General features: G+C 69.8%; 10 protein-coding genes and 1 pseudogene. 4 read left to right on the top strand and 7 right to left on the bottom strand.

Going from position 1 to position 11,214, the window contains the following annotated elements:
- Positions 1-131: 131 nt before the first annotated feature.
- Positions 132-323, top strand: a pseudogene (locus AB0M67_RS05460) (transposase); the annotation flags it as partial.
- 291 nt (positions 324-614) lie between these two features.
- On the opposite strand, the gene AB0M67_RS05455 reads toward AB0M67_RS05460, so the two are convergent.
- A complete protein-coding gene (locus AB0M67_RS05455; protein WP_365742830.1) occupies positions 615-1,265 on the bottom strand; it encodes an Imm50 family immunity protein in 651 nt (216 codons plus the stop codon).
- Between the two features lie 242 nt (positions 1,266-1,507).
- Between AB0M67_RS05455 and AB0M67_RS05450 the strand changes: the two genes are divergently transcribed.
- Complete coding sequence (locus tag AB0M67_RS05450; protein WP_365742829.1) at positions 1,508-2,698, top strand: hypothetical protein; 1,191 nt, start codon at positions 1,508-1,510, stop codon at positions 2,696-2,698.
- 24 nt (positions 2,699-2,722) lie between these two features.
- Here AB0M67_RS05450 and AB0M67_RS05445 read toward each other — a convergent pair whose 3' ends face one another.
- Positions 2,723-3,751, bottom strand: coding sequence for a hypothetical protein (locus AB0M67_RS05445; RefSeq protein ID WP_365742827.1), 1,029 nt, complete (start codon positions 3,749-3,751; stop codon positions 2,723-2,725).
- Positions 3,752-3,870: 119 nt separating this feature from the next.
- Entirely contained in the window at positions 3,871-4,716 is an 846-nt protein-coding gene (ddaH, locus tag AB0M67_RS05440) for a dimethylargininase (RefSeq protein ID WP_365742826.1), read from the bottom strand.
- Between the two features lie 182 nt (positions 4,717-4,898).
- Here ddaH and AB0M67_RS05435 point away from each other — a divergent pair, with 182 nt between their 5' ends.
- Together AB0M67_RS05435 and AB0M67_RS05430 are read left to right on the top strand one after the other, a co-directional pair.
- Positions 4,899-5,534: a TetR/AcrR family transcriptional regulator gene (locus tag AB0M67_RS05435; RefSeq protein ID WP_365742824.1), complete on the top strand. Its 636-nt coding sequence runs from the start codon at positions 4,899-4,901 to the stop codon at positions 5,532-5,534.
- 367 nt (positions 5,535-5,901) lie between these two features.
- Positions 5,902-6,654: a bifunctional DNA primase/polymerase gene (locus AB0M67_RS05430; RefSeq protein ID WP_365742822.1), complete on the top strand. Its 753-nt coding sequence runs from the start codon at positions 5,902-5,904 to the stop codon at positions 6,652-6,654.
- A gap of 116 nt (positions 6,655-6,770) precedes the next feature.
- On the opposite strand, the gene AB0M67_RS05425 is transcribed toward AB0M67_RS05430, so the two are convergent.
- The 4 genes from AB0M67_RS05425 to efeO are packed head-to-tail and all read right to left on the bottom strand — an operon-like array spanning position 6,771 to position 11,093.
- On the bottom strand, positions 6,771-7,691 hold the full coding sequence (locus AB0M67_RS05425; protein ID WP_365742820.1) for a hypothetical protein: 921 nt from the start codon (positions 7,689-7,691) through the stop codon (positions 6,771-6,773).
- Positions 7,642-8,610, bottom strand: coding sequence for an iron uptake transporter permease EfeU (gene efeU, locus AB0M67_RS05420; protein WP_365742819.1), 969 nt, complete (start codon positions 8,608-8,610; stop codon positions 7,642-7,644). The genes AB0M67_RS05425 and efeU overlap by 50 nt, the downstream gene beginning before the upstream one ends.
- A gap of 29 nt (positions 8,611-8,639) precedes the next feature.
- Positions 8,640-9,935 (bottom strand): iron uptake transporter deferrochelatase/peroxidase subunit, encoded by a 1,296-nt coding sequence (gene efeB, locus AB0M67_RS05415; RefSeq protein ID WP_365742817.1) that lies wholly within the window; start codon positions 9,933-9,935, stop codon positions 8,640-8,642.
- 9 nt (positions 9,936-9,944) lie between these two features.
- Complete coding sequence (gene efeO, locus AB0M67_RS05410) at positions 9,945-11,093, bottom strand: iron uptake system protein EfeO (protein WP_365742815.1); 1,149 nt, start codon at positions 11,091-11,093, stop codon at positions 9,945-9,947.
- Positions 11,094-11,214 lie beyond the last annotated feature (121 nt).

Genomic DNA, 11,214 nt, shown 5'->3' with positions numbered 1-11,214 from the left:
CACTCTGTCGCGGGCAACCCGGCCGCCCTGCACCGCGCCGAGATGCTCGACCTGGTCAGGTCACTGGGCCTGGATTAGGTTCCACCCCGGGCGATCATGTGACTGCCTGGCAGCCGGGTCGTTGTCCTGATGTGAGTCGGGGTGACTTAACTGACCAGGAGCGGGAGCAGTTGCGGCCGTTCCTTCCGGTCAGCAACGGGCGTTGTGGCAGGTGGCGGGATCACCGGCAGGTGGTCAACGGGATCTTGCACCGGGTGCGGAGCGGGGCGCAGTGGCGTGACCTGCCGGAACGGTACGGGCCGTGGAAGACGGCCTACGAACGGCACCGGCGCGGCTACGCTTCCGTCCCGGGCACCTGGGGGGAGCCAAAGGAAGCGGCGGCGTGGCTCGGCGACCAACTGCCCGAATACGCGCACCGCTTCGACTCGCACGCGGTCGCCACGGCCGTCGGCGTGATGAGCACGCAGAGTCCGGCGACGGACAGGGCAGCCTCCCGGGTCGAGTGCTTGACCTGCTCGGTCAGGGCCCACGTCGCGTGACCGGTCGCGCATTCTTCCCAACGGCTACAGATCGACCCTTCAACCTCTCAGGTCGAGAAGAACGAAACTCGCCGGCTACCGCCACTGTTTCGGAATATTGGCGATCTGAGAAAGCAGATCCCAGCCCGACGGCTTGGCCTTTGGGTCCTGCCAATGGGCTCCATTGGCAACCCACATGGCTCGGTAGTTTCGAACCTTCTCAAGATCTTCGTCTTCGAGTCCCGACTCCATTCCGCAACAGTTGCAGATCACGTATTGAGGAAAGATGCCCACCCATGTTGGCACATCCTCAAAGTCGTATCCGCATACGCGGCAGAAATATTCACCCTCGTTCTTCTTCATCGCCGTTCCTGTGGAATGTTGGATTGAGTCACTGCTGTCGAAAGAAAAGACGGTCTTCTCTCCTGTGGCGCTGACGGAGATCTTGCGGTCATGGGTCGATGAGATAGAGATGTCGGCGAGAGTGGGAGGCCGCCATGCGCTCATTCTGAAATTATTGACCGCCAGGAACTGGAGGTGACACTGGAAGGTGTCATTTCCTGACTCGACCCAGTCGGCCGGTGCATTGTCTGGAAAGGAGGGAAGGTCGATCCGCAAGGTCAGGGTGGGTCCGCGCCAGTTGAGGTGGATCGACCGTAGTCTGACGGCGTCTAGTGGGGGGACTGTTGAATAGAGAGTGGTGAGCGGATCTGAATTTCTCACCAGGTCAATCCATGGAGGGGTCATAGTAATAGTGTTCCTCGGCCGCCTGGGAATGTAGTGTTGTTCGTGGCTGGATTTCTGGGGAGACTCTTCACCACCGCCCATTCACGCATCTGCCCAGTATCCTGGCTGACTCTGCCGGCTCCTCAGCCGGCGCTCATCCTCGGACGCGCGGCCGGACGCTCCGTCTCGGGTCAAGAGGCGTTCCCCGGGGGGATCAAGGACCTGCCGGGGGCCTGAGCGTCGACGGTCGCTAGTCTGCCCGAATGCGTAACGGGGGAAGCGACAGTGTCAGTAACAGTGACGGCGGCAGCGGCCGTCTGTCGCGTCGGCTGAGGAAGCATCGGACGCTCGTCCTGGGGGCGGCGGCGGTGGTGCTCGTCGGCGCGGTGGTGGTTCCGTGGGCCGTCGCCGACTCCGGTGACGACGAGCCCTGTTGGCAGCTGCCTGCCTCGGCGCGGGCCCTCGCCGATGACCCGGGGGCCGCGACCAAGGCCCTCGATCCCGGGGGCGATGTCCTCCGGCTCGCCCCCGCGAGGGAGCTGTTGGCGCATGAGAAGGTGTGCGGCGACGGCGCCCGCCTGTTGGGGCGGATCGTGGAGGGGGCGACGCGTTCGTCGGGGCCCGGGAAGCCGCATACCGTGGCGCAGGCCGGCAGTGCCTACGCGGTGGCCGCCGCGCTCCACGACACCGAGATTCCCGCGGGGCTCGCGCCGGGTGTGGCCCGGATGGTGGCCGAGTATGTCGTGGACGCGGGGCGGGCCAGCGCTCTCGGCAGCGACGACGACGCGATCAGCCCCGCGGTGGCTCCCGAGGAGGTCCAGCCCAACGAGCGGGGCTATGTGCGGCTCGGTCGCTTCCTCGCCCCCGGTGAAGCGCACGCGGCTTTCGAGTACGCCGACGATCTCGCGGACGCGGACGCCGACATGGAGTCCCTGGTCGCCGAACTCGCCAAGGACCCCGAGGCGTTCGCGATCCTCTACGACGCCGAGCGTGCCTACCTCGCGTACTACCTGGAGCGGCTGACCGACCGGGGCGGCGACCCCGCCTTCCGCGCCTCGCCCGACAAGCGCGGAGGCTACGCGGACGCGACGACCTGGCCCGACAATGATCTTGAGGATCTGGCGGACCGCGTCGGTGGCCTCATGAAATACCGCGCCCGCTACGCCAGGGACGGAACGATCCCCGATCTCGCCGCCTTCGACGCGTCAGTGCGTTCCCACACCCGGGGCGTCTTCCGTCCCGCGTCGGAGCGGTTGGACACCCGGCCGCCGATGGGCGATATCGCCCGCCGGCCGGTCGCCGGGCCGGTGCGCGGTGATCTGATGGACGGACGGCACCAGCTGTTCACGGTGGTGGACAGCTGGGCGGAGGAGCGGAACGTACCGACTCAACGCGCCGGTGCGCTACGGCAGTCGATGGACGACTCATATGTCCGTGCCCTGTGGCTGAGGTAGTGACGGAGACAGGGAGGGCGGGGATCAGAAGGACAGGCGCAGCCCGGAGCAGCCACGCCGGCTCACCTCGTCCTCCGCGAACCGCTTGAGCATCCGCTGCCGCGCGGCCTTGTCGACCCCGGGAGTGTCATCGGACGCGTCGAGCGCGTAGTTGGCCGCCTCGCCGTCGCAGCGGGCGGTGGCCGTCATGGAAAGACGCTCGTACCGGTCGTTCTCGGCCGTCAGCCGGTTGCTCCAGTCGCCGTACCAGGAGACGAAGGTCATCCGTGACAGCTGCTCCCCGGACTCCTCGTCCTTGGAGTACAGGTCGCACCGCCCCGTCGGAGCCGAGTGGTTCGCGCGCACCGCGACCCGCCAGTCCGCGCTCCCGGACAGCCCGGCCCCGGCCACCCACCCGCAGGCCGTGTCCTTCGCGTCCGACAGCGGCACCGTCTCCGGATCGTCCCCGGGGTCGGCCAGGGCGATGTCCCGCTTCGGGGCCTCAAGGGGCTTCGCGCCACAACCGAGCCTGTCCGAAGCCGAGTTGGCGAGCGCGACGGCCGTACGGTACGCGGCTCCCGGGACCCCGGTGTTGACGTCCCGGCCCAGCCAGGTGTTCACCAGCAGCTTGCGCTGTCTGCCCTCCTCGTCCTTGCCGAGATCCGGGCACTCCAGCAGGAGGTGGACGGCGCGGTACTCGTCGACAAACCCGGGCAGTCCCTCGGGCAGGGGAGCCTGCGTGGAGAACCCCGACTCCGGGAAGAGCGCCATGAACTCCCGGTCCTGGTCTTCCCGCCGGGTGTACGCCGCCATCTCGACGAACCGCTTGTCCCGCCCCTTGTCGCCCTCAAGCGTGAGGCGGCACCAGTAGGAGCCGAGCCCGTCGATCTGCCGGGACTCCTCGGACCCCAGCCGCGAGTCCGCCGGGGTGAGCCGGTCCACCGCGTCCGGGGGCAGCGCCCCGCCGCAGGCGTTCCGGGCCAGCCGCCAGTCCTGCGCGTAGGGCGCGGCGACGTACCCGCCCACGCCGAGGACCACCGCGGCCACCACCGACACCTTGATCCAGCGCCGCATCCGTTCCCCGCCCCCGTCGTCCCAACATCACCCGGGACCCTACTCGTTGCCGCCGAACTTCTCTCCTCCGGTCACCGGGAGACGTCTGACTGCGGCGAGACCCCCTGGTCGCCGGGGACTCAGCCGCGTAGCTCCTGTGTGCAGCACTTCACGCTGCCCCCGCCCTTGAGCAGTTCCCCGAGGTCGATGCCGAGCGGTTCGAACCCCCGGTCGCGCAAGGGGGCGAAGAGCCCGGCGGCGCTCTGCGGCAGCAGCACATGACGGCCGTCGCTCACCGCGTTCAGCCCGAGCGCCGCCGCGTCCGGCTCGGCGGCGATGAGCGCGTCGGGGAAGAGCCGGGCCAGTACGGTCCGGCTGCCGGGGGAGAAGGCGTCGGGGTAGTACATGATCTCGTCGGCCGCCTCGTCCAGTACACACAGGGCCGTGTCCAGGTGGTAGTAGCGCGGGTCGACCAGGTCCAGGCCGATCACCGGCCGGCCGAAGAACTCCTGCGCCTCGTCGTGCGAGAGTGGGCTGGACCGGAAGCCGCGCCCGGCCAGCAGATACGTGGAGGTGACGGCGAAATCGCCCTCGCCCTCGTTGATGTGCACCGGCTCGCGGATGTCGGTGTAGCCATGGGTACGGAACCAGGTCAGATGTGCCTCCGCCTCGCCGTGCCGCTCCTGATGGGCGAAGCGGGCGCCGAGCACGCGGCCGTCGATGACCGTGGCGCCGTTGGCGGCGTAGACCATGTCCGGCAGGCCGGGGTCGGGGTCCAGCAGCGAGACGCGGTGACCGAGCGCCGTGTAGCGGTCGCGGAGGTCCTCCCACTGGGCCAGGGCCAGCGGCAGGTCCACCGGCTTCGCCGGGTTCATCCAGGGGTTGATCGAGTACGTCACCGCGAAGTGGTGCGGCGGGCACATGAGATAGCGGCGGGGGGAGGCGTCACGAGGCAATGGGGGCTCCTCACGAGCTGCGGGGCGCACGGTGTGTGGGGGAGAGGCTTGGTGTGCGTGAAGCCATGGTCCGCTCCGTCGGGCCCGCGCGCTGTCAACCGTTCGGGTGGTTCCTTACGCGGCGTACTTCGGGTGGTTCCCTACGCGGTGTACGCGGTGTACGCGGCCGTACGAGACGATACGTGCCGCCTCCCCGGTTGTAGATTGACGCCATGGCTGACAGCAGGGCACCCGACTCCACCAGGCGCAGTGAACGTTCACGCCGGGCGATCTATGACGCGGCCCTCGCCCTGGTGAGCGAGGTCGGCTACGGCAGGACGACGATCGAGGGCATCGCGGCCCGCGCCGGAGTCGGCAAACAGACGATCTACCGCTGGTGGCCCTCCAAGGGCGCCGTGCTGCTGGAGGCGTTCCTCGACCTCAGCGACCGGATGGCGCGGGAGGCGGACGGCGGCGAGGGCATCCACGAGATCCCCGACACCGGCGATCTGGAGGCGGATCTCAAGCTGGTCCTGCGCGCCACGGTCGACGAGATGAACGACCCGAAGTTCGAGGTGCCCTCCCGCGCGCTCGCCGCCGAGGGGATCGTCAACGCCGAGCTCGGTGTCGAATTCGCCAGGAAGATGCTCGAACCGCAGCTCCAGCTCTATGTGAAGCGGCTGCGCGCCGCCCAGGACGCCGGGGAGGTACGGCAGGACGTCGATCCCCGTATCGCACTGGAGCTGCTGGTCGGCCCCGTCGCCCACCGCTGGCTGCTGCGGACGCTTCCGCTGACGCACGCGTACACGGACACGCTCGTCGAGTACGCGGTGCGCGGGCTGGCCCCTGGACGAGTGAGTCCGAAGTAGCGTTTCCCGGGCGAACGGGACGTCGGACCTGGCGATCGGGACGCCGGACCCGGCGGACGGGACGCCGGATCCACTCGTCCGGACCGCCCGCGCGGCACTGAGTGCCAGCGCGCGGCGCCCGCGCGCGGAGCCGTCCGGGCGCCGGGGGGCGCGCGGGGGCGCGTCGATGCATACGGGGCGGGTGTGGTGAATCCCACCGGTTCCGGAGGCCCCGCACGGGGCCGTATATCACCGCACAAGCGGCAATCCACCCCGTGATGGCCGACGGCACCCCGTACCCCGGTGGGGGCTCCCGGCCACCCGGGGAGCAGGATGGTGGGACCATGGGGAGAGTCCGCAGGGACGAGCATGAGCTGTGAGGGGATAGATGGGCGACGATTTCGGCCGCTACCGCGGCACGGAGAGCAGGATTCCCCAGTGGCTGCGCAGGCGCCCCAAGAAGAGCGCCGGCGGCTCCGCGTTCGACGAGGACGTGGCCGGCCGGGAGGCGCTGCTGCTCGCTGTCGCGCATGCCGGTATGCCCGTCTCGCCCGCCGCGCACCCCGTCGGCTACCGATGTTCCTGTGAACGGATCGGCTGCCCCACCCCGGCCAGACACCCCCTCTCCTTCGCCTGGCAGACCCAGTCCACGACCGATCGCGCGCAGATCGAGCGATGGGCGCGCAACCAGCCCGAGGCCAACTTCATCACCGCGACGGGCATGATCCACGACGTACTCGACGTGCCGCTGGAAGCGGGCAGCCGGGCGCTGGAGCGGCTGCTTGAGCAGGGCATCGACGTGGGTCCCGTGGCGGACTCCGGCGGCGACCGGATGCTCTTCTTCACCGCGACCCGGGGCACCCCCGAGGACGAGGACGAGTGGTGGCCCTGTGAGCTGGACTGCCACCCCGAGACGATGGACGAGCACCCGGGGCTGCGCTGGCACTGCCGGGGCAGCTATGTGCTCGTACCCCCGGCCCAGTTGCCCGGCGAACTGTCGGTGCGGTGGCTGCGCGGCCCCGAGCACCCGCTGCCGGATCCGCTGACGCTGCTGGAGAGCCTGACCGACGCGTGTGCGCGGTACGCGGGGGAGAACGGCGAACTGGACCCGCACGCGGTGGCCTGGCCGCTGGGCCGCTGATACGACAGGGCGGGGGCCGGTACGAGGCGGAGGCCGGCGTAAGGCTGTCGCGGGGTACGAGGGCCACGGGATACGAGGCGGCCCGGGCCGGCCCGGGCCAGGTCGTCGGACAGCGCCTACGAGCCCTTCGCGCCCGTGACCCCCTGAAGGCGGCTCGCCACCCGCACCGTCGGCGTATCCGCGTCGGCGCGCGGGACCAACCCCACCTGGCTGGACACCCACTCCTTGGTGAGCGTGTTCCGTATGTCGCCCGTCAGCAGCGCCTTGACATCCGGCTTCACCACCGGCTTGACACCCTTCGCGCCCGTCTGCCGCTCGAAGTACCGCGTGGCGAAGAAGACCAGCGCGCCGCCGTCCTTCGTCCTCAGCCCCAGCGGGGCGAAGTCGCCCTCGGTCAGCGGCTGGTCGACATACTGCGTGACCAGGCCGGGCAGCCGCGCGTTCTTCTCGCGGGCCTCCCGCCATCCGTCCGTGTGCGGCCCGTCCACGAAGGTGTTCCCCGTACCGTCGCGCAGATACGAGACATACGCCGCGCTCAGCTTCCCCGGCGCCACCGCCAGCGCCTCGCTGTCCGGCGCGACCGGTTCGCCCCAGCCGTCCTTGTCGGTCGCGAAGTCCGGGACCTCGTTCGTGGCCAGGATCGTCAGATACGGCACCTTCCACCGCTCGTCGGGGCCGTTGCGCACGAAGACCAGCACCCAGCGGGTGTCCTGCGAGCCGCCGTCGTCCGCGTCGCGGTTGCTGTCGGTGTTCGCGACGAACCAGCGCGGCCAGCCCGCCTTCTTGGGGATCGTGAACGTCGCGTCGGTCAGCTCCAGCGGCTGATGCCGCGGGTTGCCGTCCGGGTTCATGATGCCGGCCGCCTTGAGACCGGCTTGGTTGATCGCGCCCAGCGCGCCGGCCACCCGGCCCGCGTCGAGCGCCGGATCGTACGCCTTGTCCGCCGCGTTGTACGCGTCGGTGAAATCCTTCAGCGCCCGCGCGGCCTCACTCCGGTCCGCCGTCGGCAGTACCGCCAGCTCCCCGTGCACCGTCACGCACCCGCTCGCCGTCAGCGACAGAACCGTCGCCGTCGCGAGCCCCGCCGCTGCCCGAATCGGCCTTCCCCGCCTGCTCATCGGCCGCCTCTGCTCCTTGACCCCGACTGACCGGGCCCAACCCTACCGGCGCCAGGAACAGCGCGAGCGTCGGGACCAGATACAGGCACCAGACGATGACTTGAAGGACCGTCGGGTCCGGCTGGAAGTTGAAGACGCCCTTGAGCAGCGTGCCGTACCAGCTGTCCGGCGGGATCGTCGTGCTGATGTCGAACGCCTTGCTGGACAGGCCGCCCAGGAAGCGCGCCTCCTGGAGGTCGTGGACGCCGTACGCGAGCACACCGGCCGCGACGATCACCAGCATCCCGCCGGTCCAGGTGAAGAACTTGGCCAGATTGATGCGCAGCGCGCCCCGGTAGAAGAGCCAGCCGAGCACCACCGCGCTGGCGATACCGAGCAGCACACCGATCAGCGGCGCGTGGCTGCCGTCGGAGGAGGCCCGTACCGACGCCCAGACGAACAGCGCGGTCTCAAGACCCTCCCGGCCCACGGCCAGAAACGCCGTCGCGACCAGCGCGCCCGTACCCATCTGGAGCGCCGCGTCCAGCCGGCCGTGCAGCTCCGTCCTCAGGTGCCGCGCCGTACGCCGCATCCAGAAGACCATCCAGGTCACCAGCGCCACCGCGAGGACCGACAGCGAGCCGCCGAGCGCCTCCTTCGCCTCGAACGTCAGCTCCTGCGAGCCGAATTCGAGACCGAAACCGAAACCGAGCGCGATGACGACCGCGATCCCGATCCCGAGCCAGATGGGGCGCAGCGCGTCGCGCCGCTCCGTCTTGACCAGATACGCGACCAGGATGCAGACCACGAGACTGGCCTCAAGGCCCTCGCGCAGACCGATCAGATAGTTTCCGAACACGTCGGAACTCCCTTTCCGCTATTCCGATATCAGGCGAACAGGGCCCGGCCCCACCAGTCGTCCCTGTCCCGGACGCCCGGCGGGATCGCGAAGACCGCTGAACCCACGTGCTGGATGTATTCGTTGAGCGCGTCGGAGCGCGCCAGGGACCGCTGTACGGGGATGAACGCGTCCCGTACGTCGCGCTGGTACGCCAGGAAGAACAGCCCCGCGTCCAGCCGGCCGAGGCCGTCCGTACCGTCCGTGAAGGAGTAGCCGCGGCGCAGCATCCGCGCCCCCTGGTGGGAGTCCGGATGCGCCAGCCGTACGTGCGAGGTCGGCAGCATCGCCTTGAGGTTGGGCTTGTCGTGCTCACGCGCCTTGCCGACCGCCGCGCCCTCGCCCTTGTCGCGGCCGAAGACGTCCTCCTGCTCCTGGAGGGAGGTACGGTCCCAGGTCTCGATCCGCATCGAGATCCGGCGGGCCACCAGATACGAGCCGCCCGCCAGCCAGCCGGGGCCGTCCGCGTCCGGCACCCAGACGTGCTTGTCCAGCGCGGCGGTGTCCGTGCCCGCGATATTGCTGGTGCCGTCCTTGAAGCCGAAGAGGTTACGGGGGGTCTGGGCGCCCGGCGTGGTCGACGACGTCTTGCCGAAGCCGAGCTGCGACCAGCGCACCGCGACCTTCCCGAAGCCGATCCTGGCCAGATTGCGGATCGCGTGCACGGCGACCTGCGGATCGTCCGCGCACGCCTGGACACAGAGGTCGCCGCCGCCGCGCGCCGGATCGAGGTTGTCACCGGGGAACTTCGGCAGCTCGACGAGCGCGGCCGGGCGCCGCTCGGCCAGTCCGAACCGCTCCTCGGTGAAGAGGCCGGGACCGAAGCCGACGGTGAGTGTGAGCCGGGACGGCCTGAGGCCGAGAGCCTCGCCGGTGTCGTCGGGCGGGGCCTCGGGGAGACCGCCGTACGCGCCCTCGCCGACCGCGTGTCCCGCCGTCATCCGCTCGGCGGCGCGGGTCCAGTCCTTGAGCAGCCGGACCAGTTCCGCGCGGTCCTCGGTCGTCACATCGAACGCGGCGAAGTGCAGCCGGTCCTGGACGTCGGTGGCGATCCCGGCCTGGTGGCGGCCGTGGAAGGGGACCGCCGCACCGGACTCGGTGGCGGGCGCGGCGGTGTCACCGTCCCGTACCGCGGCCATGGCGCCACCGGCCGCGGCGGCGCCGAGCGCGAGCCCGGCACCGCCCCAGCCGAGCAGGGCGCGCCGGGACGGCGGGGATGGCTGGGCCGGCGGGTTCGGCGTCTCCGCGTCGTGCTGTCCGTCCGGAGTGCTGTCGTCGGAGGGCATGGCGCGGCCCTACTTGACGACGGCGGCGGCGAGCTTGGAGAGCGGCTCGGCCAGTGCGTTCACACCGTCCGAGAGCTCCTTGCGCTCCGCCTTGCCGACCTTCTCGTACGAGGTGAAGGTGTACGAGTCCGCGCCCGCGCCCTCGCGGTAGGTGTCGAGCAGCTTGTCCAGCGCGGCGAACCGCTTGTCCAGCTCCGTCACCAGCGCCGGGTCGTTCTTCGCGGCGACCGGCTTGAGCAGCTCGTACGAGTGGAGCGCGCCCTCGACATTGGCCTTGAAGTCGACCAGGTCGGTGTGGCTGTAGCGCTCCTCCTCGCCGGTGACCTTGCCGGCCGCGACCTCGTCGAGGAGTTCCTTGGCACCGTTGGCCATCGAGGTCGGGGTGATCTCGGCCTTGCCGACCCGCTTCTGCCAGTCGGTCAGGTCCTTGTCCAGCGCGTCCGCGAGCGCCTTGGCGTCCGGGCCGAGCTTCTTGTCCTGCCAGAGTTCCTTCTCCAGCCGGTGCCAGCCGGTCCACTTCTGGCCGGTCTCCAGACCGTCGGCGCGCACGTCGACCTTCGGGTCGATGTCGCCGAAGGACTCGGCGACCGGCTCGGTGCGCTCCCAGCCGATACGGGACGGCGCGTACGCCTTCTTCGCGGCTTCGAGATCACCGGCGCGCACGGCGTCGGTGAAGACCTTGACCTTCGGCAGCGTCTCGTCGGCCTGCGTCTGCACGTACTTGCGGTACGCGGCGACGGCGGCGTCCATCTCCGGGCTGCGCACGGCGGCGGCGGATCCGCCGGTGACCGTGACCTTCTGGCGGATGCCGTCGCCCTTCATACCGGGCTTGCACGCGATCTCGTACGAACCGGCCTTCACCTCGGCGGTGATCCTGGCCTTCGTACCGGGGCCGATGTTCTCGCGCTCGGTGACGATCCGGTCGTCGGGGAAGAGCAGATAGACCTCGGTGACCTTGGTGCCCTTGTTCTCGACGGCCAGCTCCACATGGCCGGCCGGGAACTCCTTCTTGGACACCTCGCAGGAGTCGTCCGCCGCGGTGACCTGGACGGCGCCGTCACCGGCCTTCGCGTCGGTCTTCTCGGCGCAGCCTGTCACCGCGGTCAGGGCGGCCACCGCCGCGGTGGCGGTGACGACGGAGAGACGGACAGGTCGCATGCGGGGCTCCATGATGGCTGGAATAGCTGGAATAGCTGGAAAAGCTGGAATGGCCGCTGCCGAAGTACGGCGGTGAGGCGGCCCTAACTTAACTGAGCCTTACCTGTGTCGTGACCCCTCG

The organism is Streptomyces sp. NPDC051662, assembly GCF_040681655.1.
Classification (GTDB): Bacteria; Actinomycetota; Actinomycetes; order Streptomycetales; family Streptomycetaceae; genus Streptomyces.
This window is presented reverse-complemented; position numbering and strand designations above follow the sequence as displayed.

Bases quoted from the DNA above. Each gene is read 5' to 3' on its own strand.
- AB0M67_RS05455 (WP_365742830.1), bottom strand. From the start codon at position 1,265: ATGACCCCTCCATGGATTGACCTGGTGAGAAATTCAGATCCGCTCACC.
- AB0M67_RS05450 (WP_365742829.1), top strand. From the start codon at position 1,508: ATGCGTAACGGGGGAAGCGACAGTGTCAGTAACAGTGACGGCGGCAGC.
- AB0M67_RS05445 (WP_365742827.1), bottom strand. From the start codon at position 3,751: ATGCGGCGCTGGATCAAGGTGTCGGTGGTGGCCGCGGTGGTCCTCGGC.
- AB0M67_RS05435 (WP_365742824.1), top strand. From the start codon at position 4,899: ATGGCTGACAGCAGGGCACCCGACTCCACCAGGCGCAGTGAACGTTCA.
- AB0M67_RS05430 (WP_365742822.1), top strand. From the start codon at position 5,902: ATGGGCGACGATTTCGGCCGCTACCGCGGCACGGAGAGCAGGATTCCC.
- efeB (WP_365742817.1), bottom strand. From the start codon at position 9,935: ATGCCCTCCGACGACAGCACTCCGGACGGACAGCACGACGCGGAGACG.
- efeO (WP_365742815.1), bottom strand. From the start codon at position 11,093: ATGCGACCTGTCCGTCTCTCCGTCGTCACCGCCACCGCGGCGGTGGCC.